The organism is Amycolatopsis nivea, assembly GCF_004522235.1.
GTDB classification, from domain to species: domain Bacteria; phylum Actinomycetota; class Actinomycetes; order Mycobacteriales; family Pseudonocardiaceae; genus Amycolatopsis; species Amycolatopsis nivea.
The window spans coordinates 1-25,716 of record NZ_SDLT01000041.1; the positions used below are offsets into that span (position 1 = coordinate 1).

Consider the following 25,716-nt stretch of genomic DNA (forward strand, 5'->3'; position numbering starts at 1 on the left):
CAAGATGCCGCACCGGAGCCAATTCAACTTGCCGAAACCAGCGGCGCGAGAGATTCGATGAGGTCGGTGGGATCCGGTTCGGTGCGAGTCAAATGCAGTCGGCCGAGCACCTGCAGGCGCAGCGGCGCGGCCTCGCAAGCCCTCGGCTGGACGGAGACGGAGGCCGGTGTCCGCGGCATCAGGCGATCGTCGCCCCCTGACGTGGCACGCTCGCCGCCCTCCGACGTTTCGACTTGCTGCGCTGTGCTCACTGCGTGCGGCGCGGGTTGTGGTTCGCCCTTGGGCTGAAGGTCTGTGAGTTCGTGCGTGGCAGTGCGGGCCGGGGAGGGAACGTCGATCACGACACGCGCTGGCGGGGTTTCGGGCGCGGGTTCGTGTGACTCCGCGGTGACGAACTCATACTTGGTGCAGTGCTCCCGGCTGTCCGCGCTGGCCGCGCGAGTAGCTGCAGTTCGTTCATTGCGCCGGGGATCGTCTTCGGTCTGGGAAACTGAGGTGCTCTTGGTCGCGGGCTGGTCGAAGCCAGCGGGTTCTGCGGCATGGAGCAACGCGAGCAGCTCAGCGGTGTCGGTTCCGGGCAGGGTGAATAAGCGGGTGCCGGCCAGGGCATCGGTCAGGCTCGGGCTGGTCGCTCCGATCGTGCCGTCATCTCGGACCCGGGCGGTGCCGCCGGGGTGCCATTGGCCGAGCAGCACGCCAGCCAGGCCGAAACCTGCGCCGTTGTCGAGGATGGCTTGCATTCGCCGGCCGGTGTCTGGCGTTGGCGATGCGACCAGCACCGCATGCACGGGGCTGTCGTAGGTGCGCGGCGCAAGCTCCTGGTCGGCTTCGTCCTCGTCACGGACGCGTGTCAGGAGTTCTGCTTCCAAGACTGACAGAGCGGCCGGCAGGTCGTCGACGATGCGGAGCCGCGCAGGCACTCGTCGCGATAGGTCGGTTCCGAGCACAGCTTCGGCGTCAGCGGCTGGAATGACCACGATGGCACCTTGGCCGTCGTTCGCGGGCTGCGCGAGCAGGGCGACGATCAGCGCACGTGCAGCGGCGTAGGCACCGGGGCCGATGAGCCCAAGACCGTTACTGCGGGCGAGATCGAGCGCGACGGTCTGTCCCTCGCGGAGGCCGACCGCGGTCGTCTCTTGCGTGGACAGCAGTGCGCGGGCGGTGGCTTGGGCGCGGGCGCGCGTATCGAGGTCAGCCGGCCTCATATCCTGCGAGGCGGGAGAGGTCGCCTCTTCGTCGTGGGGCAACCTTACGGAGTCGTGCGCGATCCGCAGAGCACGTACGACCGGGGCCACGCCCGGATCGTCGGTTTCCACGGTGCCGGGCCGGTAACGGCTGCGGCGGCGCAGGCGCACGCTGATCATTGCGACGGTGATGAGCGCGGCAAGACCCAGGCCGACGAACGCACCGGTAGACAGCGAGATGCCGAGGGCAGGACTCGCTGTCGCAGTGGGAGGAACGGCTTCGGCTGGGGTCCCGGGAGCGGACGATTGTTGCTTTGACGGCGCCTGCGTGTTGGGTTGCTTGTCGGGGCCAGACGCCTGTGGCGGGACGTACGGAGCTGGGGGTGCTACGACAGGTGGCGACGCGGGAGAGCTGGGTGCCAGCACGGGCAGCCGTAGTTGCCAACCTGGTCGGATGAGACTCGGTGTGGTGAATACCGTCCCGTCGGTCTGCGTGGTACCTCGGTTCAGCTTCCAGATCTCCGGCCAGCGATTGCCGTCACCGAGGCAACGTTGCGCGACCCGCCAGAGGCTGTCGTGCACCCCGTGCTCAGGTGACCGCACGGTTTCCAGGCCCCGCGGGGTCGCCGTGGCGGCTCGAGTGTGCACTGCAGCGGTGACGATCCCCGGCCCATCCTCGGCCACGGTCGCCTCCGTCGACGTTTCGACGTGGTGGAGCGCCGTGGCGATTGTCGTGTGTCCGCCTGCGGAAAGCGCGGTCGTGGCAGCCTGGGTCGGCGTGACCGAGGTGGGTGTCCGACTGCTGAGGACGGAGAACACGATCGCTCCGACGAGCACGCCCGCTGCTGTGCGTAGCGGGCCATGGCGGACGTCGTGCGCTGAACGGTGCCAGGGCGTGGAGTGCGCTGTGTGCAAGATTACGGCCAGCACGTCGAACGCGAACCGGGCCCACAAGGGCCACAGCGCACAGGCCAGGACGTCGAGCAGGAACTGTGGTGACATCGGTGTTAGCAGGATGCTCCGGATCTCGTCCCAGGCAGGGATGTGGTCAGGCAATGGCCATCCGATGAAATGAACCAAGGCTGCGGGCAGGCCGACCATCAGAGCAAGCAGGACGACGACCGCGAACAGGGCGCGCATCACACGCCGGAGCACCCGAGCTACGGCGGCGAGGAGCGACCAATAGCAAGGACCAGTGCTGAACGATCGGTCCGTTTGCCGCTGCGCCAGGTCTGATGTTGCGGTCATGACGTGCTCGATTCCTTGGTGGTGCGGGCGATGTCAGGACGGCGCGAAGGTCAGGTCACCGTTGCAGACGTGCCCACCGAACTGGCGCTAGGTACTGCCACCTCTTGACGGGTCGCTGGCGTCTTCGTGGAAGCCGGCCGGTGGTCGGTGCCTGTCTTCGCAGCCGCCGCGCCGGCAGTCGATCGCTTCCGTTTGGCGCGGGATGGCTTCCGGCCATCGAACCATTGAGCCAGATCCGCGGCCGGCACATCAGTGAACTGCGCAAGTTCATCGATGCCAATAACGTCGTTGGCGGCGGCCAGGGTTTCGCCGAGTTCTCTTTCGATTTCGTTCAGCTGGTCGGCGACGCCGGCTCGCCGCTGCGCCAGGTCTCCGATCCGTTTCGCTGTGGCTGCACGCCTTGCGCTACGAGCAGAATCAGCTTCCACGACGCGGCGCTCGATCTCCTCGCTGGTGGCCATTTTCCTCCCCTCTCCGTTGACGCGCCGTACTTCCTGGCTTGACCAGTACGACATGTCGACAACCTCGCTGGCGGTCGATACCAAGGGGCTGCTGTCGCGCGCTCCTGGTCCAGGACAGGTCACTGCGGGCCCTTCTCTCATTGGGCTCTCCCCAGCAACGCGCTCACCGGCCCTGGGCCGATGCCGTGCCCGCAGCAAGTCGCTGCGACGCCACGCTGTTAGACCAGAACGATGCCGGTTGTTCCCATGGAAACTCTCCGGCATCGACCGTGTCGCGGGCGGCCGTGATGTAGGCGAACACTGTCTGCGGCAACGCTTCCGCCGCCTGCGGGAGCCGACGGACATCGCCACGGCCGGGCAGCACTGCGAGGGCAGCCTCTGCGCGGGCGGCCAGCTCGACGTGGCGGAGTTTCCCTTCCCAGGCCCTGACAAGCGCGATGCAGCAGTCCACATGCTGCGCGACCTCGCCGAGGGCGTCGTCGACCTCGGCGATCGCCGCACGGGCATCGGCGGCCAGCTCGCTGGCCGCGTAGTCGGGGTCGGCGGCGAGTTCGTCGGCCACGCGCCGGGCCGTACGAGTGTGGTCCAGCAATTCCAGTGCCTGCCAGACGATGCGGTGCACCTCGCGCGGAACGGCGGGGCCGAGCCAAGCACGAGCCGGGCTGCGGTGGAGTTCGTCCACGCCTGCGATCAGTGCCCGTACCGCAGTATCGGCACCGAGGCCAATGAGATCGCGTCGGCGGACGAAAAACTCTCCCCGCCGGACTTCCAGTCGGCACGACGATGCGTCATGATGTCCGTGCTCGGCGAGCAGCCCTGCGGCGCGCTCCCAGCCGACGATCGCACTAAACCCCACGACCAGGCCACCAACGCAGATCACAGCGACTCCCACCTCCGCTGTCACCGCAACGACCGTCCCCGCGATACCGCCCAGCACGCCGACTACCACCCACGGGCGCAGTGCCGCACACATACGCTCGCGACGCCATCGCGACGGCGCGACATCGGGGTTCAGCAGAATCGCGTCGGGTCCGTCCGGGAACGTAGCCGCGCGCACTGGTGTCGGCGTAGCGCATTGGTTCTGTTGTTTCATCGGAGGTTTCCTTTCGACCGCATCAGAATTCGCTGGCTAGCCGGAGGTGTCGGATATCCCTCGCTGTGGCCGGGCCTGTCCAATCCCTGTGACTGTGATCGAGCCGATTCCCACGAACCCGAGCAGTTGAGTCGATTGGCTGACGGTGACGGTCACTGTGACGGTGTTGTCAGCGACGGACACACTGCCGCCGTGGCCGGTAGCGGCGAGGTACTGGTGCGCCAGAGCGGTTGCTTGGCCGGGAACCAGGCGCAAGGTGCCATTGGAGCGATAGGCAGACAAATCGATGGCTTGCGCTCCGGCGCGGGCAGCTTCTTGGGCCTCACCGATCGCTCGAATTTTGCTTGCCAGGGCCAGACCGCCGTCCAACACCAAGCCGCTGAAGGCGATGACCGCCGTAACCAGCACGACGACGAACGCGGTGACTCGTCCGTCTTCGTCCTCGCGCAGTCGCCGCAGCCACGCCGGCAATGTGGCAAGCATCAGGAACCCCCTGCGTTCGCTGCGACGCCACGGTATGTGTCCACAGGGGACGAGAACGACGCGGAAATCCGGACACTTCCCGGCACGCCGAGAAGTGCAAGGTCCGACAGTCCCACCGTGCACCTGACTTCCACGCTGGCAACGGCACCTGGCCGGAATCCCGCCGTATTGACGGTGACAGCCAGGCCCTGACAGGTGATTCCGGCGTTGGCCAGGGCCGCGGACGCGGTGTTGCGCGCGTCGTTCTGCGCGTTTGTCATGCTGCGGGCGAGAGACGCGGCGCGTGCTGCTTGATGTGCGGCGTCTTCGAGCCGAAGGTTGGCGTCTGCCAATCGTCCGCAGAAGACGACGAACAGCAGCATTATGATCAAAGCCGGAGTAAGCAGTACCAGTTCTGCAGTGGCCGATCCTCGCTCGTCGTCGCGTAGCGAACGCCACCACTGTCCATATCGGTTCTTCTGAGCGCTCACGGCTGTGCTCCGCTGCGGAATCGTTCGACCGGTCCAGCCGCGTCGCCGTCGGCCATCAGCGTCAAGAAGGGAAGGACTTGGATCACGGCACCTTCCACGTGCACGGACGCTCGCTCCGGGCTACGGATTACGGTGACGTGCGGATCACGCAGCGGGCCGCGGCCCAACTGCTGAAGGATCTGATCGGCTGCGTTCTGTCCGCGCGCGGCGGTACCGCCTTGCACGCGTGTGGCCGACAGCGCTTGAGATGCGGCAGCCTGGGCGACGTGGGACGCGTGCATCCATAACGCGAACTGCGCGATCGACATGATGAGCAGCAGCAATAAAGGTGTCGCGAGCACGAGTTCTGCCGTGGCCGCGCCTCGTTCGTCCGCCATGAGTCGACGCAAGCCTGCGCGCGACACCAGTCGCGGCGTCGAAGGCGTCGTCGCGACCGGAGAGCCGGAACCATCGATAGCCATCGTCGAGTTCACATGTGGATGCTGTTGGCCTTGTCGGTGACCACTTTCACCAGCAGCGCGATCACGACCAAGGCCAGCGCGACGAGCGCGGCAGTGACGAGTACGGTTTCAGTGGTGTATCCGCCTTCATCCTCGCGCAAGCGCCGCACGTGCTCCTTGGTGAATGTCCACAACAGAATAATGGGCGTTAACATCATTTTCCTCTCATGAAATGTCCACTGTGGATAGATAAGTCAGAATCCTCCTAGCACTGCGGCCACAGCCGGGTAGCCGATGAACAACAAGAACCCGATGAACAGCACGATCACGGGCAAGCTCATCCGTTCCGTAGCGGCTTGAGCATCGCCTTCGGCATCGGTGAGCTCCCGTGTCCGCAAAGCGGAAGCCTTCGCCTGCAGGGACGCGCGGACGCGGGCGCCCTCAGTGCCCGCAAGGCTGACCGAGGAGGAGAGCTCGGCGAGTTCGCGGACATCGAGTTCATCGCCGAGCGCACGAAGAGTGGCCCACGGAGTAACGCGTGTGACCTTCGCGATGGTCAGCGCACGTCGGATCTGGTTGAACGAGCGGCCACGTCCGACTGTGGCGGCATCGGTGAGCGCGCCTTCCACTCCAGCACCTCCGGCGAGGGTGACCCGGATCAGGTTGAGATAGGCGCTCAGCGCGAGACGGAAGTCAGCACGACGACGGGCGGCATCGCGCCGAACCGTGATGTCCGGCAGCAGAAAGCCCATGAACGCTACGAGCAGGCTCGCGATCAGCGATGCCTCCCAGGCCAAGGGCATACCCAGCAGGGCTACTGCGATCGAGACGAGGGTCGGCAGAAGCAGTCCTGCGATCGCGAGTGCTGCTTTGTCGGCCAAGTGGGAGGGAACGGGTTTACCGGTGATAGCGAGGTCTCTGCGCAGGCTGGGGCTGGGCAGACCGAGTGCAGTCAGCAGCCTGACGAACGGCTTCCCCAGCGTGGCCGCCCATCCGGGCCGTTCCTGCGGCGTGATCGGTGGTGGCGCTGGCGTGTTATCAAGTTGCCTCAGTAGCGAGGCCAGTCCGGGGCGCGGCGGCACTGCCCACACGAAGATGGCCCAAATGCCCAGCCCGAACCCAACACCGATTACCAGCGCGGTGATCATGCTTGCACCTCCTCGGCAGACGCCGTTGCTCCGTCGTGGCTGTGCAGTGCGTCTAGGCCGGTCAGGAATCGGTCTGGGGTTTGGTAACGAGCCATGCGTGCGAGCCACAGGAAGGACAAGGTGAATAGCGCTCCGACCACGGCGAGCACGATCTGTCCGAGAGCGGAGTCGAAGGGAGCGAGGTAGCCGCGGTTGAGCACGGTCAGCCCCGTGGCGAATGCCATCGTGACGCCGACGATCATCCGGACGCTGGTCCGGGTGCGAGCGCGGCCGGCTTCGACCCGCAGCCGCATGGACACCTGCTCACGGGTCTCGGTCGCGAGTTCGCCGAGCAGCTCGGCCAGCTGGCGAGCTTGCTTCTCGGAGGCCAGAACGAGAGCACTGATGAGCAAGTCCGCCGTCGGATCGGCGAGCTGGTCGGCCAGGTGCCGGAGGCTGCGAGCGAGCCGGTCGCCGCGTTCGAGGCGGAACGTCAGCTCGTGAATCTCCGGGCGAATCGCCTCGGGCACGGTTTCTGCGGTGGCGACTATGGCTTGCTCCAACCCTGCCGCCGCGGCGAGAGTGTCGCGCAACATCTCGCTCCACGAAGCGATCGCTTCGATGCGCGCCACAGCTCGGGCGTGCTGCTTGTTCGAGCCGAGCACACGCGGCAGGCCCCAGGTCGCCATCGCCGCAAGGACGCCGCCGACGAGCCATCCTGTGCCAATGGCGACCATGATGCCCGCGGCCCCGGCCGCGAGCAGCCACCGCGCCCGGAGTGGATCGCGTCCGGTCTCTCCGCTGTTGCGTCCACCCCACCGGGGCCAGCGCATGGTGATGCCCCGCCAGCCGGCCGCAATCAGCAGCAGGCCGAGTCCGACACCAGTGCCGAGCAGCCCCATCAGCGCGGTGGTGGTGTTCACGGCTTCCACCACCCTTCCGCCCGGTCCAGCAGATCCGGGTCGAAGCCCGCGTCGATGAGCTCATCGACTGTGGCCGTGCGCAGCGGGACACCCGGAATCGCGCGGAGGTCAACTGCTGGACGCCACACCTCGTTCGAGATCACTTGAGTGCCGTCCGCGCCGACGACTTCGCGGATCGAGGACACGACTCGTTTGCTGTCCGCACCTCGCGGTTTCTCCAGGTGGACCACGAAATGCAGCGCAGAAGCGACCAACAGGTTCGTGGCTTCCAGCGACAGGCGTTCAGGCCCTTGGACCGCGTAGGCGGCGAGTTTCGTGAACACACCACTGGACAGGGACGAATGGAGCGTGCCCATCGAGCCGTCGTTGCCCATGGACATGGCGTTGGTGAGGGGGATGACGACCGGCCCGCGGACCTCGCCGACGATGACCCGGTCCGGGCTCATCCGCAACGACTGCCACACCAGCTCGGACTGTGAAATCTCGCCCTGGCCTTCGACGTTGGCTTCGCGGGCCTGCATCGCGACCACATCCGGGTGGCCGGGATCGTGATCCAGCCCCAGTTCGAAGACATCCTCGATGGTGACCAGACGCTCGTGCGGCGGGATCGCCGAGGCCAGCGCCCTCAGGAGGGTCGTCTTGCCAATCGCGACGCCACCGGTCACGAGTACGTTCTTGCGAGCCCGCACCATCGCGCCGAGAAAGTTCTCCAGCGCCAGGTCGAGCGTTCCGTTCTCCCTCAGTTCCCGCAACGTCACCCGGGCGAACCGATGGTGCCGGATCGACAGCGACGGCCTGGCGGTCACTGCCATCACTGCCGACGCGCGTTCCCCGCCAGGCAGGGAGAAGTTGACGATCGGACTGCCGCGGTCGAAGCGCCGTTCCTCCACGCCGGAGCGTGCGGCGAGGTCGCGGATCAGCTCTACGAGTTCGGCATCCGAGCCGGTAATCGGAGCCAGGCGTTCCCGCCTGCCCGAGGCGTAGCGGACGAATACCCGGTCTCCGTTGATGTTGACGTTCTCGATGTCCGGGTTGGCGAGCAGCGGCTCGAGGCCGGCCATGCCGAAAATCTCGTCCAACACGGCGGAAAGAACGCGACGCTCGACGTCCTGCGGCACCACTGCTCCACCGGTGTCGAGTTCGTGCTGCGCTTGCTTTTCTGCGGCATCAGCAAGAATCGCTTGAGCCATCCGGCGCCGTTCGCCCGCTTCCAGCGCGGGTCGGCCGGCATCGTCGTCAGCCTGGATGCGCGAGGACAACTGCTGAGACAATTCGCGGCGAAGACGAACACGCAGCCGCTCCATTGCCGCGGCCACGTGAGGATCGACGCCGGGAACACTCGCTGGCCCTGGAACGGAGGACGTGGACGGTGCCAGATCTGGTCGCATGACCGCACCGTTACGGGAAGCACGCTGGCCGGGTTGGATGTGTGGCGAGGTCATGGGCGCGTCCCGTCCGCCGACGACTGCCATTGCTGCGGAGGCTGCGGCGTGCCGACTGGCACATCGGGCTGATTTGCTGGTGCTGCGGCGGCCAGATGCCCGCCGACCCGAGGTGACGCGCTCGGCGCGCCATGCGGACGGTGCATGAAGCCGAGCCCACTCGCTAGCCGCAATGCCGCACGCCCCAGTGCTGAGTGGTCGGGACTCGGCCCGCTTCGGCGGTACCCGCACAGCACTGCGGCTCCCTTGGGATCGTGGGGAATCCTGTCCAAGACCCCGATGTGGAGTTCGTGCTCGACCTCGGTCGTGGGGTAGCCGTCACCGACCAGTACAAAGCCTGGTCGTGGATTCCAGGTTGCGGCGGTCCGGATCTTGCTAGCGACATGAGACAGCTCGTCGTCGCGGGCATGGGCAAAAAGCACCATCGCATCTGCAGCTCGGATGATCGGCAGCGTCGTCGAACCCGGGTCTACTCGGCCACAGTCGGCCAGGACCACCACGCCTGGCTGATCGCCCGCAGCGCGCAAGACCGATGTTCCCCGCGGTGCCAGAATGCCTAAGGCAGCGCGAGCTTGCTCCGCCCCAACCGGACCGGCGACAACTGTTAGGCCAGCGGGTAGCCGTTGGACGTGCTGCCACAGGACCGATGCTTCCATGCTCTTGCGTGCCGCGGCAGCCAAGCTCACCAGCCCCGGCGTCGAGGGCAATCGGAACCGCGCAGCCAGGTCACCGCCTGCAGGATCGCACTCGACTACGACCGGGGTCTGCTCGGCCGGCCACCGCGCTGCCAACGCGAGAGCGGTAGTCGTCACCCCAGGCGATCCCTTCAGGGAACACAGCGCAATCAACATCAGCCGCCGCCTCCGCTCAACGCGACGAGACTGATCTGACCCGCCGGAGCTGCAGCGAGCTGGCGTGCGTTCGCCTCCGGCAGTTGCAACGACACGACCGTGCTTTGCTGGTCCGCTCCAGCGCAGACGTCGCTCACCGTCGCAGTCCACTGCGCGAGCGGGGGCGCGACCTGCCCGGCGGTGCTCGGCGTCCCTGTCGCAGCTGCACCAGGTGACACCAGTACAGCGACCCGCGCACCGGGTGCGAGCGCTGGCGGGAACTGCCCGGCCTTCAGCGCCACTGCGGCGACCGCCTGGCCGGCAACCGGGATCGCGGGCGGCCCCAGCGAACCACGGGTCAGCAGCGCTCCAGCAGGCAAGCTGAACGCCACCGGGCGGCCGACCACAGTGGACGATTCTGCGGCCGGTACCGCGTCGAGTCCGACATCGGAGGAAACGGACAGCTGCCGGAAGTCCTGTCCGGACAATAGATGACCAACGGTCACCGGACGAGCCAACACCAGGACCGGCTGGCGGTTATCAAGCTGCATGGACACGATCACCGCCGCCGCTGCGCAAGCAATCACTAGTACGACGCCGAGCAGCAGGTACGGAACCCGGCGTGAGGGGCGAACGGTCTTCCAGCGCGACGGCGGCTCCTGTTTGCCGCTTCGCTGTGCCCAGGCGTCCGGCGGCGCGGTCGCCCTGTCAGCGGTGTCCGGGTGGGTCGAGACGGACGTGCTCATGGCCAGCCTCCCTTCTGGTTTCGGGCATGGGCCACCGCGCCGCGACGCCGTCTGCTGCGCGGTGGCTACACGGATTGAGTTCTGTGGTTGTCAGCGCAGGGGCTGCGCCCCATGCGAATCACCGTCTGCCGGTGTTCAGCGCCTGGCTTTCCGCTACCCGGAACGCCGCATTGGCTGCAGTCGTCATGTCAGGAAAGGTTCCGGATTGGTCGGCCCCAGACCATGAGATCGACCAGTGCACGGTGGCTGTCACCGGGTACGCGTTGTTCGGTTGCCCAGCCGAAGACGTCCGGTAGGTGTGCCCGCAATCCGGCGACGCCGCCTTCGGATCGCCTCCAGCCGGGAACGGAGTCCCGCCGTTTTCGCACGTCACTGTCGATCCGTCGCCCATGGACCACACGAGCGAAGTCGGCTTCGCGATCGCAGTCACTGAGACGCCGGGGACAGCGGCCGTGGCCGATTGCTGATCCCAACCGCTCGACAGCCACAACCACGTCGGCAGGGTCACCAGTTGGTCTCCGCGCGGGTTCGCCGCGATCGACGGGCTCGGCAACCGAAGCTGGCTGCGCGCCGCCTGCGCCAATTCTGCGGGCGACGGCGGCGGCACCGGCCCAGGTGCAGGTGCTCGTCCGTCGGGAATCCAGATCGGCGTCCGGTACAACGCGTCTGAGAAACCAGGACCGGAGCACTTGTACAGGTACCACGCGCCTGGCCCCTGACCCGGCTGTGCTTGCGCCGGCCAAGACCGCGCGACGGTGAGCGCCAACGGTGCAGTCCGTAGGCTCGCCGGGCGGAAGACTGCGGGCTGAACCTCAGTGCCTCGGTCATGGGTGGATGGCCGGTACGCGGCCGTGATGGTTCCTCCTGCCGGGGGCTGGTAATCCGAACGCTGGTATCCGCAGTCAGCGGTCTTATCGCTCGGTCCGATGACGCGGTCCCCGGCATCCGGCCGGTCGTCGCCCTGGTTGCCACCCCGCGGCTTCGGCTTCTTGCCAGGCGCCGACGGGACGCGCCCACGACCGCCGTCGGTGCCGCCTTGGCCCGCGCCGAGCTGGCACGCCGGGGACGGAGTCTGCTGGCAGTCCGCCGATCCCCAAGGACCGCCCGCCAGCGCCGGGGCTGCTCCTGCGAGCACCAGCGATCCCGTCGTTCCAGCGATCAGCGCGATTTTCCTCAGCATGATCCGACCTTGTGGATTCCGAAGTCGGTCACACGCCATGTGCCGTCTTGCTGCCGCTCGACAACGGCGTTGATCTGCCGGCGCCCGCTAGGGCCGTCGTTGGCCAACTGCCCGTTGTCCGCGCGATAGTGCTGCCAGTTGCTGTCGTCGCCGCAGTCGGCGACGATCACCTTTATCGGGGCCGAGGGTGGCTCGACGGACGACACCGTAGGTGAATTCTTGGGCTGTCCCTTGGTAACCAGGCCGTTTGCCTTGTCCGCGTATAGGCCGCGGGTGATGTTGGTCAGGGCGGTGGCAGTGGCGTGCTGCCCCAACCGCGCGTCCTGCCAGTTTGATGTCTCTGCCGCGACGGCCATGTCTTTCCACATCCCCAGATATGCCGAGATCGCACCCTTGCGCGCGACGTCCGCCGGTGATGTCGATGCCGGCGGTGCGCTCGCCGACGAAGACGCCTGAGCGGAATCCGCGGAGCTGGCAGGAGCAGGGTCAGACGGCGAGCCCGAGCTGCATCCAGCCGCCAGTACGGCGACAACGAAGCTCGACAGCGTCATTGCTGACCGGCACGTCCTTGTAGAGACCACTGACTCCACCCCTCACTCCACTCACCCGAACCGTTAATGGGTGCCTAGATCAGGTCTACCCCGTGATCCCATACCGACTGCAAGGTGTGAAAGCACCAACCGGAAGCCGGGATGGCAATTCCGCCCAATATTCACCTACTTGGCGTAAATTTTGGCGCGATTCCTCACCGTCGAGCAGCAAGTCTGGTAGTGCTGAAATGGCCTGTACCGAACCATTCGGCCGCCTCCTGAACCGCCAGAGTCCAAACATGACGAATTTTCGCAGAATGTGATTCTTATGCAGACCGCTACGGTCCTGGGCTGGGCGCTTGTCGGCGCAGCACTCGCAGTGGCTCTGCGCCCGTTCGTCGTCCGATATGCCGCCGCGACCGAGCCGGCTGCAGGACCGCCACCCTACGGTGTTCTCGAAGCCGCGACAGCCGTCGTGTTCGCCGCGCTCGCGTACCGCTTCGGCCAGTCCCTGGAATTGCTCGCGTACAGCAGCCTTGGCGGATTCGGCATACCCCTGGCGACAGTCGACCTGATCGCGCGCAAGCTGCCGAACATGCTTCTCGGCGGGGCAACCGGCGTTCTCGGAATCGCACTGGGGGCGGACGCTGCCCTCAACGCGCACGGAGGCGACCTGACTCGGGCAGCCATAGCTGCGGCCATCGCCCTGGTGGCCCACGGAGCCCTGTATGCCGCGGGCATGATCGGCGGAGGCGATCTGAAGCTGGCCGGGCTGCTCGGGGCTGCACTCGGCTGGATCAGCTGGGAAGCGACCTGGCTCGGCCTCTCGGCGGGCTGGCTCCTCGGAGGTATCACCATTGGAGTCGCGAGAATCGTGAAGAGTCGCGGAGCAATTCGGGATATCCCGCTCGGACCGTTCCTGTTAGCTGGAACTCTGTTATGCGTCGCGCTTTCCGGGTTTTGGCCTACTGCGCATTGACTGTTTTGACGCTTTTACCTGCTCTCGCGTGCCCGATGACATGCGGTTTCGGACTGACACGGGACGGAGCCCGACCATGCCGCCGCTCGTCGGCCACCGACTCTTGCAGCGCGGGAGAACCTTGCGACCTTCAGCGCTCGCTGTCGCCTAGGCTGTGCATCGTCGTTCACGGGAACGTCGGATGAGGTCAGCATGCTTGGTCGCCCAAGCGACCATCGGCATCATCGCGTCGAGAGCTTCAGCTGTCGCGGGGCTTAACGAGTACTGCACAGAAGGCGGGAACGCCGTGGACTCCTGGCGGCGAATGATCAATCCGTCAGCAGTCATTGTCTTGAGCGTGCGCGCGAGGACGCTTTCATGCAGAGTGCGGCGGCGCCCCTGAGCCTGTCCTGCGTCGGACAAGGTCCTGATCGTGTCGAGAAGCTCTGTGTAGTGTTTTGGCCCGGTGGCGAGAGCGACGATGACCGCGTGCATCCAGTCACCGCTGAAGAGCCGCTTCACATCCGACAGCTTGCGCAGCTGTTCGGCCTCCCAGCCCTCACGCCAGGCATCATCGTGCGGGACGCAAGCCGGAGCGTTCGCGTCACCGCGAGCCAGTCGGCAGTGCTTCACAGAGGACCGCATGGTGCGGCCGCGCACCAATTGGTTTTGTCCTGCCCGGTTCGACAGCTCGGTCATCGCTTCCTCCCGGCGGCTAGATCGCATATTCGATGACGGGCTTGCCCGTTCGTGCAGCCGGCCGGGAAGGGAGATCAGACCGCAGAACGCGCAACGTCCATAGAGCGAGCGTAGGCCCCTTCGAGCTGATCTTCAACTGTCAAAAAGACGCAGGCACGGTGAACTCTTACCTGAGTCTGGCGCAGCACGTGCCTCTCGGCAGGCCGCGGTCTCCCGCTATCAGCACGCGGTCCTTGCCGAACCGCTTTGCGCGCAACAGGTTTGAGTCCGCACGCCGGAAAAGGTCTGCAAGGTCGACGCCGCCGCGGAGGTTCAGGGCGACGCCGCCGACTGACGCGGCGAGGCCCTTGATGACCACCCGGCTGCCATCCGCCGACAGCACCTCGACGACCGCACTCCGTATTCGCCCGCAGATCCGTTCCGCGATCGCCTTCGCACACGCCTGGTCGGCACCGACAAGGAGCGCCATGAATTCGTCGCCGCCATACCGACCGACAATGTCCTCGCGGCGCACCGCGGCCGCGACCGTCGCGGCGACAACGCGAAGGACGGCATCGCCGGCGGGGTGGCCGTATCGGTCGTTGACAGCTTTGAAACGGTCAAGGTCGAGGATGAGCAGCGCGATGGAACGATCGAACAGCCCGCCGAGCGCTGACATGGCCCGGACGTCCCACCCTTCCCGGTTGAGCAGTCCGGTGTACTTGTCGATGCCCCACGAGCCGAGCGGCTGTCCGCATGCGGAGCAGCACTGGCCATGCCCAGCAACGGACGCCGAGGTAGATGCCATTGTCGATCTTCCTCCGAACGAGTGGCTTTGACTGACGTGAAGGCGTCGAGTTCGCTACCGTTGTTCTGGAGTTGAAATGACTATGGCCGCGAGTTTAGGCTGGTCGCGCGGACGAGTTCAACCAACATCAGGAGCACCACTCGTTCGGGTGTTCACCTGAGTGAAAGCAGTCGGGGTTGGAGGTCGCATGGCCACGCCGGCGTATCCGGACGGGCATCTTCCGGCGAGCCTGCCGGACAACTTCGCGGAGATCCTTGCCGCGAGATTGAACCGGCTGTTCGCGACGATGAAACCGCGCAGCGGCCAGGAGTACACCAACGACTTCGTCGCAGCGGAGATCAGCGCCACGGGCGTCGGGATCTCGGGGAGCTACATCTGGCACCTGCGCAAGGCGCGTAAGGACAACCCGACATTGCGCCACCTTTACGCCCTGGCAGCGTTCTTCGGCGTGCCGGCGTCGTACTTCTTCGACGACACGGTGACTGACCGGGTCGACGAACAGCTGCAGAAGCTGCAGGCCGCACAAGAGAGCCTGACCGCGATCGCGAACACAAGCGAGGCCAAGCTGATCGCGATGCGCGCAGACGCGCTTTCGCCCGAGCGGCGGCGTCTGGTGATGGACCTGCTCGACGTGGTCTATCGCGACGAGCAGGCCGAGCGAGGTCAATCACCAACGGGGTGAACACGGTGGAAGGCTCCGGAACAGTCCGGCACCGTTGTCGTAGGTGCCGTCTCGTCCTGAGCTTGGAGGGAGGGAGCAGGTGACGTCTGAACGGCAGCTGCGCCGTCGCTGCCGGCAGCTCTTGACCGACCTCGACATCCAACCTCCGTTGGATGTCGCCGAACTGTGCCGCCGTGTCGGGATCCAGCGCGGCAAGCCGATCAGGTTGCGGGCGCACCCGATCCCAGTCCCCGGCCCCTTCGGAGCCTGGATCTCCGCGGCATCAGCCGATTACATCTTCTACCAACAGGAAACGAGCAAGCCGCACCAAGACCACATCATCCTGCACGAACTTGGCCACATGCTGGCCGGGCACGACAGCGGTGAACCCGACAACACGCTGCTCGCAGAGCTGTACCCGGACTCGTCGACCGAGTCTCTGCGCACCGAGTACCCCGACCTTGCACCGGACGCGGTCCGGCGCGCACTCCGCCGCACCTCTTACGACACCGTCCAGGAATACGAGGCAGAAACCGTCGCCACCATCATCCTGGAATGGGCGTCTGTCCTCGACCGTGTCTGGACACCCGCCGCGCGCAGCAACACGGCACACCGGATAGAAACCGCGTTGAGCGACCGGCTGGGGTGGCTGTGACCTACCTCGTCCTCGCCTACGGCATCGCCGCCACCGCGGTGCTGGCCTGGCTGGGCTTGCGACTGAGCCGGACACCACAGAACCTTCCGCTGCGCGCCCTCACCGGGCTCGCGGCCTGCCTCGCTATCGCCTTCCCCTTCGGCCTCGCCGCCGACCGCGAGGCGACCGTGGTCGGACTCCCGCCGATGATGTCCCGCCTGATTCAGCACGGCGCACTGCTGATTGGGGTGACGTGCCTCGTTTTCTTCTTCCTCTTCTCTGCTCTCGAACAGCACAAGGCGTGGCCGCGAGCGCGCCGCTTCGCCGTGCCGCTCGTCGCGGCCGAAGCCATCTTGGTCGTCACGGCGGCACTCGCCCCTCCCAGCGTCCACAGCAGTTCATCGCCCGCGGGCGCGGTGTTCACCATCACTGCGGACCTGTATCTGGCCTTTGGCTTCGCCACAGCGTTCCTCTGGGCACGCCGCTACGCTCGCGAAGCCAACCCACGGCTCGCGCGCGGCTTGAAAATCGCTTCAGTCGGGCTCGCGGCAATCGTGGTCGCGAACTGCGTGTTCATCCCGGAGATCATCCTGCGCTGGGCAGGTGCATCGTCCCCCTCCGCGCTGGCTGAGACCAGCGGTGCCGCCGCCACCGTTCTCGGCGCGATAGCCGCAGCCGTCTTCCTTCTCCCGGGCGTGGTCATCTTCCTGGCCGGCATCATTTATCCCGCCGCAGCGATGCGCGTCACCGCCCTTCGGGTCTGGGCAGGCCACCGTCGCGTCTACCGCCAGCTCGGTCCATTGTGGACGATTCTGCACAAACACTTTCCCGACGACGAGCTGCGACGGGTCACCCCGAATCCTTGGCGCGACGTATTCCGGCTCCGCGGCATACACCGGCGCTACTACCGTCGTGTCGTGGAGTGCCGCGACGGCCTGGTACGCATCAGCCCGCACCTGCCGTCTCGCGTCCGCGAAGACAACCACCGCTACGAGGATCTCGCGCGCTCGCTGAAGCACGCGCTCGCCGCTCGGGCTGCGGGCCAGCCGGCCCGGTCGAGCCACGCGATGCCAGTCGTCGTCGCGACCGCGGATGGCCTCGACGCGGATGTCCGCGAACTCGTGTCCCTCTCGCTTGCCATGACTTCGACAGGAGACAAATGACCACGGCCTTGATCATCGGCGGGGGAATCGCCGGGCCCGTCACGGGGATGGCGCTGCAGAAAGCCGGGATCGACTCGACAATCTACGAGGCGTACCCGACCAGCGCGGACGGAGTCGGCGCGTTTCTCAGCATCATGCACAACGGACTCGACGCTCTCGCCGCCGTCGACGCGGCGGACGTCGTGCGCGAAAATTCGTTCCCCGCCAGCAAGGTTGAATTCTTCAACCACCGCGGCACTCGGCTCGGTGAAGCCCCAATCGGCGGGTCCGCTGGCGACCGCGGACCGCGAATGATCAAACGGTCCACGCTCTACCGCGAGCTCCTCGACGAAGCCAGCCGCCGCGGCGTCACCGTCCACCACGGCAAACGCCTCACCCACGCGACCACCACACCCGGCGATCCAGTCACCGCGGAATTCGCCGATGGCACCGAAGCGGAGGGCGATCTGCTGATCGGAGCGGACGGCATCCATTCCGTCACTCGCGCGCTCATCGACCCAGCTGCTCCGAAACCGCGCTATACCGGAGTCATCACGGTCTGCGGATACGCGAGCCACGCTCCGGCCACGACCGAACCCGGCACCTTTCGGATGACCTACGGCCGCAAGGTATTCTTCGCCTACCTCACCGCACCGGACGGTCAGACCTGGTGGTTCGCCAACCTCCCCCACCACAGCGCCGAACTCACCAAAGAACAACTCGCCAGCACCACCTCCGAGGAATGGCAACAGCGTGTCGCCGGACTCCTCGCACGCGACCGGACACCAGCTGCCGACATCGTCCGGGCCAGCGACAGGAGCATCACCGGTGCCAACGGCTACGACATCGCGACTACACCCACCTGGCACACCGGAGCGACAATCATCATCGGCGATGCCGCCCATGTCTCCGCACCCAATGCCGGCCACGGCGCCTCCATGGCGATCGAAGACGGCGTCATCCTCGCCCAATGTCTGCGCGATCTACCTGCTGCACAAGCCTTTAGCGCCTACGAACGCATTCGCCGCCCCCGCGTCGAACGGGTCGTCGCTACCAGTGCTCGCATGGGCGGCAACGCAACTCCCGGCCCCGTCAAACGGATGATCCGAGACGCCGTCCTCCCCCGGAAACTGAAGAAAGGGCCGCGCAACACCGCGTCCTGGCTCACTGACCACCACGTTGACTGGAATCAGTCCATCAGGCAACCAGACGACACCCGGGTCGAAACGCCGCCGCACCGTTCCTGAACGACGCTCGAGTTCATCAGCGACGCCGACGGCCGCCCATTCGTCTCCGCGCGGTTCACCGTTCCAGGCCGTTGACTGCCGTGGTGTCGTGCGTCACGATGGGAGCAACAAGAAGCAAGTTGCTCGAAACGGAGGCATGATGCACGTCAAGTTCCTCGGCAAGGACCCCGAATCGCAGGTCGACAACTCGCCGACGCTCTACGCCACCGACCGGACGGACCGCGTCACCTACATCGCACAAGGATGGAAGGTGACGGACCCGCAAGCGCTGGCCTCGATCGGCCCGGTCCCTGACCATGAGACCCTGATCGAGATCCCCGAAGACGTCCTGAAGTTCTATGCTCGTCGCTACGCGTCGGACAAGCCGGAGGAGGAGCACGCTGACTGAGCTGATCAAGCCGGGACCAGAGTTCAGGCAGCTCTTCCACACCTTCGAGCACACAGCTTTCCGCTTGGAGACCTTCGACCAGTACGACGCGACGTACGAGAACGAGTCGCTGCGCAAGTTCCTCGCCGGCGAGCCGGACGACCTGCCTTGGATGCAGAGCTGGCTCGACATGATCCGCGAGGCGAAGGCAAAGGGACGGATCTTCAGCCGTGTGCGCATCGTCTCGATGCCGCTCACGGACTACAGCCGCTTCGGCGTGTGGTGTTCGCAGTTCACCGGCGGGGCGGGCGAGGACATCCGCTACCTGCCGCGCGGCCTTGCCGACCGGTTGCCGAAGCACGACTACTGGTTGTTCGACTCACGCAAGCTGGTTCGGATGCACTTCGACGATGACATGGGATTCTTGGGCGGTGAGGTCGTCGAAGACCCAGAGCAGGTAGTGCACCATAACTACTGGCGCGATGCTGCCTGGCATCACGCCATACGGCGGGACGATTTTGCCAAGCAACAAAGCCTCTGACCCATCGAACGTCCATGAGGCGCGCATGGCGCTCGGCGGTCGGCTCCGTGAGCTGCGCGAACAGGCCGGCCTGACCGGCAGGAAGCTCGCGGAGTCGCTGTCGTGGCACTTCTCGAAGGTCTCCAAGATCGAAAACGGGAAGCAGAAACCCAGCGAGAGCGACATAACGGCCTGGACAAAGGCAACTGGGCACGAGGGCGAAGCACCGGCGCTGCTCGCCTCGCTCCGCACGCTGGAGGTTCAGCACGCCGAGTGGCAGCGAATTCTGCGCGGCGGCATCCGGCCGCGACAGAACTCGCTTGCCGAACTGGATCAAAAGACACAGCTGTTCCGGGTCTTCGAATCCACCGTGATTCCCGGGCTGCTGCAGACCTCCGAGTACGCTCGCGCGCGCTTCGCGGAAAGCATCCGCGTCTTCAAGCTTGCCAACGACATCAACGACGCAGTCGCGGGCCGCATGAAGCGCCAGGACATCTTCTACCGGCCGGACAAGCGCTTCCACTTCGTTCTCACCGAAGCTGCTCTGCGCTTCCGGCTGTCGTCTGTGCCGGTCATGCTCGGCCAGCTGGACCGCCTGGTCTCCATCTCCGCACTCCCCAACGTCAAGCTCGGGATCATCGGCTTCGACACTCAGTACACCGCGGCGCCGTGGCACGGGTTCTGGTTGTACGACGATGAAAAGGTCCTAGTGGAGACATACTCCGCGGCTCTCAATCTCGCCCAGCCCCAGGAGATCGAGCTTTACTCGAACGTCTTCGGCGAGCTGGCCGCCGTCGCAAGCTACGGCCGGGCCGCCCGCGCCGTCATCACGCGCGTCATGGACGACCTGGCAGGGCAGCTGCCCCAGGACTAGCGCTGAGTTGCACTGATAGGCGACGGTCTCGTTTGTTGCGAGCAACAATGAGCAACTTGCTTCCGTTGCGATCGTATCTCCTCCTACTCTCCCTGAGTCCGCCCCGGCCGACCTTGGAGACGAGCGACGTGATCACCCCAGTACCTCTGCTCAGCAAGGACCGGATAGACCAACTCTCCGACCGCGCACGCGAGGTGGTCGAATACCGCAAGAGCGGGCTGAGCCTGAACCACATCCAGGGATGCTCGCTGGGATGCGCCTACTGCATCCGGCATACCTACGGGTTGTGGGACAAGGATCAGCCGGTTGCGCTGATGTCCGATGCGCAAGCAGTGGAAGAATTGGTCCACCACCAGTATTTCCGGCCGCACGTCACGCCGGTCCAGTTGTTCAACCGGGCCACTGAGCCCTTCTTGCCGAGGGTCCGCCCGCACACCTTTGCGGTGCTTGAAGAGCTGGACGAGCGCGAACTGACCAATCACGTGCTGGTCATCACCCGCCACCAGCTCAAGCCCTACGACATCGACCGGTTGAACCAGCTTCGTCACCTCAAAGTGACGCTGCTGTTCACCTATTCAGGGATCGGCGACCCGAAGATCGAACCGTACCCTTCGCACGTCGCAGCCGAGTCGTTGAAGATGATGAGCGCGCCCGCATCGCGGATGTACCGGACGATCCTCTACTGGCGTCCGCTCGTCCCGGGTCTGAACGACACCGATCAGCATCTCGCCGTGGCCCGCGAATTGAGCACGCATGCCGACGCTACGGTGTTCACCGGGCTCTTTTACCGCGACCAGATCGCCGCGTACTACAAGGCCAACCGCCTCCCCGAACCCTACCCGGACACCGCACGACGCAAGATCGTGCCCGAAACGCTGGAACGTCGCGTGCTCGACGCGTTCGCCAGCTCGACTGCCTTGTTCCGCAAGACTTCCTGCGCCGTCTCGTACGTGCACGGCCTGCCCGACTACAACGGTCACTACGGCATCCGGGAGCTCTGCGACATCTGCCCGCTGTCCCAGCTCGAACTATGCGCCGGGGCGCACCGGGTGCCAAGAGCGGAAGACGTACACCGTTGCGCCAGCGTGTTGCCAGAGGCGGGCGGCGTCAACGTCGTAGACATCTCTGACCGGGCCGTCGTCGTGTCCGGTCTGGAAAACGAGCAGCCGCGGTACTTCCTGCAGCACGCGTTGGGATTCCAGGTGCACGACGTGAAGCATCCGCACCGTGCGCACCGGCACGGTCGCGCCGACATCGGATGGACAGGAGTTCCTGCATGACCGACTGGGCTGCGCTCAGCTACGTCGTCGTCGATGTCGAGGGCAACGGACAGCGACCGCCGGACCTGGTCGAGCTTGCAGCGGTACGGATTGAACACGGGCACCTCGGCGATCCCGCCTCGTGGTTGGTGCGGCCGCCCCGGCCGATCACGCCTTTTGCGAAGCAGATCCACGGGATCGCCAACGAGCACGTAGCAGCGGCTCCCGCGTTCGCCGAGGTCAGCGCCGAGGTGCGGAAAGCTCTGGACGCCCCAGCGCTCGTCGCCCACAACGCTCATGTTGACGTCGGTGTGCTGGAACGCGAACTCGGCGATTGGGAATGCCCTGAGGTGTTCGACACGCTCAAGCTCGCGCGACGCCTCCTGCCCGGCCGGCCGAGCTACAAACTCGGCTCGCTCGTCGAGGCATTCGGGCTTGACCACGGGCTGGCCGACATGCAGAAACCGCATCGCGCGGAGTACGACACGATCGTGACCGCTCGGCTCTTCGCTCATCTCGCGAGCAGCCGGTCACTCGAGGAACTCCGGGGCCAGTCGAAACGGGGAGGCGACGATGAACCGTCCCTCTTCTGATCCCCGTCGCGGCCTGCTCGTCAGCGTCGACGGCCCGGGCGGAGCGGGAAAGACGACGATCGTCCGGCATCTGGCACAGCTGCTCCTCGCGGAGGGCCGGCAGGTGCACGTGACGGCGGAGCCGTCGAGCGGTCCGATCGGGAAGCTGGCCGTCGAGCTGACGCCGACTGTTACCGGGCACGCGCTCGCGTGCCTGTACGCGGCTGACCGGTACCACCACGTGGAAACGGAGATCAAGCCGCGCATCCAGGCTGGCCACATCGTGATCTCCGACCGATTCCTGGCATCGGGGCTGGTCGTCCAACGCTTCGATGGCGTCGATCCGGTGTTTTTGTGGCAGCTCAACGAAGAGGTCGAACGACCGGACCTCGCGGTCATCCTCGATGCCGACCCCGACGTAATCGCCGAGCGGTTGGAAGCACGCGGGCCGCACAACCGATTCCAGCGCCAGCAAGGCAGCAGCCTCCTCGAAACCAGGTTCTACCGGCAAGCGCACGAAATGCTGGACGAGGCGGGTTTTCACACTCTGGCCGTGGACTGCTCCAACCGTCCGCCCGAGCGTTCGGCCGCGATCATCCGCGACGAACTGAATGCCCTGATCGAACCCGTTGACGCAGCAAACTGATCGGTGACGGCAATGTCCGGCTTCGACGCAGCAGCCACCCCGGCGGCCTCTTGCGCCTGCTGCACGGCGCGCACGCCTTCCGGGGACATCGGCGGCGGACGGGTGCGGTCGAGCCCGACGGCGTGCCCATTCTGCCCGTAGCAGCACGCCCAGGCACCCTCTCCCGTCCGCCGCCCCCTTTGCCGCGGCGGAGGCGGCTGACCCCGACCGGTCGCCTCCGCCGCGTTCCACCCTGAACGAGAGGTGTCCGGAATGGCCGGACCAGCAACACGACGCCTGTGGACCACGCCCTACACATGCGGGCGCGATGGCCTGCAGCACGAGATCACCGATGAGGCGTTTCGAGCCGCTCGCCAGCGCGGCGTCGCCCTCGTCGCCGTCTGCGGTCGGGAGTTGGAGTGCTCGCTTGCGATCTCGGCACCCGGTGCCCCGTGTGCGGCGTGCGCTCGAATCGTTCAGCAGTCGCGTGAACGGCAGTGCGAGATGCAGCGTGCCGTTCTGGTGCTCATCAAGGACGGGCAGGAAGGGCGGCATCGCCGGCCCCGGTCGATTCGCTGGCCACGCCGCGTTCACGGGCGAAGCCAGCATGCTTGGAGGGCGTCATGACCAACGGCGACAAGCCAACGCAGACCAACCGCGCACGCGAGACTGCCGCGCCGATTCTCGTTCGGGAGCGGGACTGCACCGCGGAAGGCGAAGCGAAGTTCCTGAAAATCCTCGGCAGGGCGCGGGTGTACAACGAGGCGACCACCGATGGCATCCTGGTTCTGGACTTGGCGGAATTGGCACGGTCCAGGCACCTGCTCGCATGTTGGGCTGATCTTCGGTTGCGGGAGCTTCCCTCGTACTCGACGGGCCGACTGCCCGTTAGCCTGCCCGCGCAAGACATGCTCGCCGAACTGTTCGGACGCAACAGGAACCGACTGCTCGCTGAGCTGAAGGCAGCCTGACATGCCCGGGACCAGCCCTCCTGCGGCGTCTTACAAGGTGTGTCTCGGGTTTCTCCCTTTCGTTCTTCGCCGCGAGGCAGTCATGCACAAGGTTTCGCAGAAGCTCCTCCGGATCCTGTGCCGCGGACACACCTGGCTCGGGACCAGCGAATGCGGAGTCATGTGCCTTGCCGACGGGGAGCCTCCCGGCGGCCTCGTTCCGATGTGGTGCATCAAATGTTTCCCGGCGGGCACTGTGCCCGCCTCGCGTAGGAGAGGAGCCAGCAGCCGTGACCGCCTGGCCCCATACCGCGCAGGACGCGGCACGAATTCCCCCAGGACGCGCAGAACCCCCGGGCCAACCGGACGAGATGGAGCTGCCCTCCGTGACGTGCCCGCGCCCTCTGGACGACTGGATTGCCACGGGGATCGCGTGGCCGGTCGGAGATTTCGACCTCCTGCCGGTCACCCGCTAACAGCGAGGGTTGCCTGCGCTGCGCCGAGGCCGGGGGCACCTGGAGATTTCGCGACAGGAACTCTGCCTCCTCCGTCCACAACGAGGAAGGCACCGGCATTCGTTCGTTTGCCCCAGGAATACGGGCGCTCGTACGGCTTCGTGCACCGGTTTTGTCCGAGTCCGGAATCCGCATGCGCAGCCGAGGCGGCGTTGTCCGCCAGCTTCGCCCGGACACACCTATCGGCTGAAGCCCGCACGACGTGATCGGAGACCAGTTATGCGCAACGACGCCATCCACGAGCATGGTCCGCGTGTCGTGGCCTATGCGCTGATCGGCCGTGAAGAAGACCTCCTGTTCATCACCGACGACACCGGCGCGCTCGTCTTGCCGGGCGGCCCGGTCCCCGACGGCGAACCAGTCGAGCACGCACTCCGCCGCACCCTGCGCGACCAGATCGACGGAACGATCGCCGGACTGGAATTCTGCGCCGTGATCGAACACGAAGCTAGCAAAGAGCCGCCCAATTCGTTGTCTGAGCTGGCGTTCTTGTTTGACGTGACGCTCGACGACACCGACCGCATCGCCGCTCGCCGGCCTCATGCGCATCGGTGGGCCGGCGAGACTGATGTCGCATTGCTGCGTCCGGCAATGATCGCCGACGCGCTCAGGTCCGGCGACCTATCCGCAGGCGCTCCCTGGCGGGCGTGGACACCGTGACCGCATCCAGAACCGTCTCCTGCCGTCGCTCACGGGCCGAGGCAGGACAACGGATTGCCCGCACTCAAGCACGCAGGAGGAGCCCAATTGACGTCACCTTCAGCGACAGGGAACCGTCGACGCACCGCCGCGACGGACGTCCTTCCGGACATCGCAAAGCTGACCCAGCTCAGCGACGAGCAACTGGAAGAACTGGTGCTTGCCAACCTCGGCCCGGACGCAGCCGGGCTGTGGGAGTCCCTGATCGCCCCACCGCTGCTCGGCCGTGTCCGGGCGATCTTGGTAGCGACACAGCACAGAATCGACAACGACCTCCGCACACGACGATCGAGACGCAGCGAACGGCGCAGCAAGCTGGGCCTCGACCTGACGTCGCCCTACGAACAGAGATACGACCAGTGGCGTGGCCGCGTCACCGTGTTCAAACGCCTCGTCGAGACCAGGCTGTCCCAGACACGCGCCGCCACGGCCGACGAAAACCACAGAGCAGCCGCTCTGAACCATCGGCACCGCAACGCCGTGCGGATGCTCGCCAAGGCCATCGACTGCCACCGCCGCGCCGTGGGCACCGCCTTCGATCCCGAGCCGGCCGATCGGGCGCTGTGGCAGGTCCTCGACGACGTCACCGTTCCCCTGGGGCCACAAGGAGTTTCGGTGCCAGTCCGCGACATGCTCGACACGTACTGGTCGTTCGACGAGAACCACCCGAGCCCGCCGCTCAACCTGTTCTCGCAACACGCGCAGAAGGACACGGCTATGGACTCCGCTGAGGACGACGGCCCAGACATGACCGAACCCCCAGCGCCCTGGCCGGAAGACCTGGAGGTATTCGCCGAGGCCGTCCGGCCGACGACGAATCCGGTGCGGGCAACCGACGGCAAGGACTAGCACGCTGCCGTCCGGACGGCAGCCGCTGGGCTGCTGTCCGTGCCAGATCCTGCGTGGCCCGCCGGAAAAGGACAGGAGGAGAGAAACCATTGCAGCCACTGGCAAAGACCGCCGGGACACGCCGTCTGCGCGACAGACACGATGTCCCGCGACAGGAAGCACTCGGTCACCGAAGGCCGGCAACGGCCAACGAGAGCCGAC

28 protein-coding genes are annotated in these 25,716 nt (G+C 66.0%); 14 read left to right on the plus strand and 14 right to left on the minus strand.

Annotated elements, in window-relative coordinates:
- Positions 1-23: 23 nt before the first annotated feature.
- The 12 genes from EIZ44_RS35490 to EIZ44_RS35555 all read right to left on the minus strand — a co-directional run bounded on the left by EIZ44_RS35490 (position 24) and on the right by EIZ44_RS35555 (position 12,178).
- On the minus strand, positions 24-2,324 hold the full coding sequence (locus tag EIZ44_RS35490; RefSeq protein ID WP_134733555.1) for a LysM peptidoglycan-binding domain-containing protein: 2,301 nt from the start codon (positions 2,322-2,324) through the stop codon (positions 24-26).
- A gap of 158 nt (positions 2,325-2,482) precedes the next feature.
- On the minus strand, positions 2,483-2,893 hold the full coding sequence (locus EIZ44_RS35495) for a hypothetical protein (protein WP_078870645.1): 411 nt from the start codon (positions 2,891-2,893) through the stop codon (positions 2,483-2,485).
- Between the two features lie 163 nt (positions 2,894-3,056).
- Positions 3,057-3,986: a hypothetical protein gene (locus EIZ44_RS35500; protein WP_134662601.1), complete on the minus strand. Its 930-nt coding sequence runs from the start codon at positions 3,984-3,986 to the stop codon at positions 3,057-3,059.
- 36 nt (positions 3,987-4,022) lie between these two features.
- Positions 4,023-4,469 carry a hypothetical protein gene (locus tag EIZ44_RS35505; protein ID WP_051172783.1) on the minus strand — a complete coding sequence of 149 codons (447 nt, stop codon included), beginning with the start codon at positions 4,467-4,469 and terminating at the stop codon, positions 4,023-4,025.
- A complete protein-coding gene (locus EIZ44_RS35510; protein WP_078870644.1) occupies positions 4,469-4,939 on the minus strand; it encodes a TadE family protein in 471 nt (156 codons plus the stop codon). Before EIZ44_RS35510 ends, EIZ44_RS35505 begins: the two co-directional genes overlap by 1 nt.
- Complete coding sequence (locus EIZ44_RS35515) at positions 4,936-5,412, minus strand: TadE/TadG family type IV pilus assembly protein (protein ID WP_235146976.1); 477 nt, start codon at positions 5,410-5,412, stop codon at positions 4,936-4,938. Before EIZ44_RS35515 ends, EIZ44_RS35510 begins: the two co-directional genes overlap by 4 nt.
- The gene (locus EIZ44_RS46015; RefSeq protein WP_255443401.1) at positions 5,409-5,540 is read right to left on the minus strand and encodes a hypothetical protein; all 132 of its coding nucleotides are present in this window, start codon (positions 5,538-5,540) and stop codon (positions 5,409-5,411) included. Before EIZ44_RS46015 ends, EIZ44_RS35515 begins: the two co-directional genes overlap by 4 nt.
- 93 nt (positions 5,541-5,633) lie before the next feature.
- Positions 5,634-6,527 (minus strand): type II secretion system F family protein, encoded by an 894-nt coding sequence (locus EIZ44_RS35525; RefSeq protein ID WP_037817356.1) that lies wholly within the window; start codon positions 6,525-6,527, stop codon positions 5,634-5,636.
- Positions 6,524-7,429, minus strand: coding sequence for a type II secretion system F family protein (locus EIZ44_RS35530; RefSeq protein WP_199817965.1), 906 nt, complete (start codon positions 7,427-7,429; stop codon positions 6,524-6,526). Before EIZ44_RS35530 ends, EIZ44_RS35525 begins: the two co-directional genes overlap by 4 nt.
- Positions 7,426-8,901 carry a TadA family conjugal transfer-associated ATPase gene (locus EIZ44_RS35535; RefSeq protein ID WP_235146977.1) on the minus strand — a complete coding sequence of 492 codons (1,476 nt, stop codon included), beginning with the start codon at positions 8,899-8,901 and terminating at the stop codon, positions 7,426-7,428. The genes EIZ44_RS35530 and EIZ44_RS35535 overlap by 4 nt, the downstream gene beginning before the upstream one ends.
- 820 nt (positions 8,902-9,721) lie before the next feature.
- Complete coding sequence (locus tag EIZ44_RS35545; RefSeq protein WP_037817354.1) at positions 9,722-10,447, minus strand: hypothetical protein; 726 nt, start codon at positions 10,445-10,447, stop codon at positions 9,722-9,724.
- 1,173 nt (positions 10,448-11,620) lie between these two features.
- Positions 11,621-12,178 (minus strand): hypothetical protein, encoded by a 558-nt coding sequence (locus EIZ44_RS35555; RefSeq protein ID WP_199817964.1) that lies wholly within the window; start codon positions 12,176-12,178, stop codon positions 11,621-11,623.
- Between the two features lie 307 nt (positions 12,179-12,485).
- Between EIZ44_RS35555 and EIZ44_RS35560 the strand changes: the two genes are divergently transcribed.
- Positions 12,486-13,136 (plus strand): A24 family peptidase, encoded by a 651-nt coding sequence (locus EIZ44_RS35560; RefSeq protein ID WP_051172788.1) that lies wholly within the window; start codon positions 12,486-12,488, stop codon positions 13,134-13,136.
- A gap of 147 nt (positions 13,137-13,283) precedes the next feature.
- On the opposite strand, the gene EIZ44_RS35565 is transcribed toward EIZ44_RS35560, so the two are convergent.
- Positions 13,284-13,814 (minus strand): winged helix-turn-helix transcriptional regulator, encoded by a 531-nt coding sequence (locus EIZ44_RS35565; protein ID WP_199817963.1) that lies wholly within the window; start codon positions 13,812-13,814, stop codon positions 13,284-13,286.
- A 166-nt stretch (positions 13,815-13,980) separates the two neighbouring features.
- Positions 13,981-14,601, minus strand: a complete 621-nt coding sequence (locus EIZ44_RS35570; RefSeq protein ID WP_081685026.1) for a GGDEF domain-containing protein — start codon at positions 14,599-14,601, stop codon at positions 13,981-13,983.
- A gap of 187 nt (positions 14,602-14,788) precedes the next feature.
- Here EIZ44_RS35570 and EIZ44_RS35575 point away from each other — a divergent pair, with 187 nt between their 5' ends.
- The 13 genes from EIZ44_RS35575 to EIZ44_RS35635 all read left to right on the plus strand — a co-directional run bounded on the left by EIZ44_RS35575 (position 14,789) and on the right by EIZ44_RS35635 (position 25,515).
- Entirely contained in the window at positions 14,789-15,283 is a 495-nt protein-coding gene (locus EIZ44_RS35575) for a helix-turn-helix domain-containing protein (protein ID WP_235146979.1), read from the plus strand.
- Positions 15,284-15,362: 79 nt separating this feature from the next.
- Positions 15,363-15,917, plus strand: a complete 555-nt coding sequence (locus tag EIZ44_RS35580; protein ID WP_037817345.1) for a hypothetical protein — start codon at positions 15,363-15,365, stop codon at positions 15,915-15,917.
- Entirely contained in the window at positions 15,914-17,059 is a 1,146-nt protein-coding gene (locus EIZ44_RS35585) for an MAB_1171c family putative transporter (RefSeq protein WP_043836227.1), read from the plus strand. The genes EIZ44_RS35580 and EIZ44_RS35585 overlap by 4 nt, the downstream gene beginning before the upstream one ends.
- Positions 17,056-18,285 (plus strand): FAD-dependent monooxygenase, encoded by a 1,230-nt coding sequence (locus EIZ44_RS35590; protein ID WP_051729333.1) that lies wholly within the window; start codon positions 17,056-17,058, stop codon positions 18,283-18,285. The genes EIZ44_RS35585 and EIZ44_RS35590 overlap by 4 nt, the downstream gene beginning before the upstream one ends.
- Positions 18,286-18,421: 136 nt before the next feature.
- A complete protein-coding gene (locus EIZ44_RS35595) occupies positions 18,422-18,673 on the plus strand; it encodes a hypothetical protein (protein WP_240690585.1) in 252 nt (83 codons plus the stop codon).
- Between the two features lie 64 nt (positions 18,674-18,737).
- On the plus strand, positions 18,738-19,193 hold the full coding sequence (locus tag EIZ44_RS35600) for a DUF6879 family protein (RefSeq protein ID WP_235146981.1): 456 nt from the start codon (positions 18,738-18,740) through the stop codon (positions 19,191-19,193).
- Positions 19,135-20,046: a helix-turn-helix domain-containing protein gene (locus EIZ44_RS35605; protein WP_051172796.1), complete on the plus strand. Its 912-nt coding sequence runs from the start codon at positions 19,135-19,137 to the stop codon at positions 20,044-20,046. Before EIZ44_RS35600 ends, EIZ44_RS35605 begins: the two co-directional genes overlap by 59 nt.
- 128 nt (positions 20,047-20,174) lie before the next feature.
- A complete protein-coding gene (locus tag EIZ44_RS35610) occupies positions 20,175-21,326 on the plus strand; it encodes a hypothetical protein (protein ID WP_063697754.1) in 1,152 nt (383 codons plus the stop codon).
- On the plus strand, positions 21,323-21,898 hold the full coding sequence (locus tag EIZ44_RS35615) for a 3'-5' exonuclease (RefSeq protein WP_037817339.1): 576 nt from the start codon (positions 21,323-21,325) through the stop codon (positions 21,896-21,898). Before EIZ44_RS35610 ends, EIZ44_RS35615 begins: the two co-directional genes overlap by 4 nt.
- Positions 21,879-22,523, plus strand: coding sequence for a dTMP kinase (tmk, locus tag EIZ44_RS35620; RefSeq protein WP_037817337.1), 645 nt, complete (start codon positions 21,879-21,881; stop codon positions 22,521-22,523). The genes EIZ44_RS35615 and tmk overlap by 20 nt, the downstream gene beginning before the upstream one ends.
- Before the next feature lie 602 nt (positions 22,524-23,125).
- Positions 23,126-23,473 carry a hypothetical protein gene (locus EIZ44_RS35625; protein ID WP_037817335.1) on the plus strand — a complete coding sequence of 116 codons (348 nt, stop codon included), beginning with the start codon at positions 23,126-23,128 and terminating at the stop codon, positions 23,471-23,473.
- A gap of 713 nt (positions 23,474-24,186) precedes the next feature.
- The gene (locus tag EIZ44_RS35630; RefSeq protein ID WP_037817333.1) at positions 24,187-24,627 is read left to right on the plus strand and encodes an NUDIX hydrolase; all 441 of its coding nucleotides are present in this window, start codon (positions 24,187-24,189) and stop codon (positions 24,625-24,627) included.
- Positions 24,628-24,681: 54 nt separating this feature from the next.
- Positions 24,682-25,515, plus strand: a complete 834-nt coding sequence (locus tag EIZ44_RS35635) for a hypothetical protein (protein ID WP_134662602.1) — start codon at positions 24,682-24,684, stop codon at positions 25,513-25,515.
- Positions 25,516-25,716 lie beyond the last annotated feature (201 nt).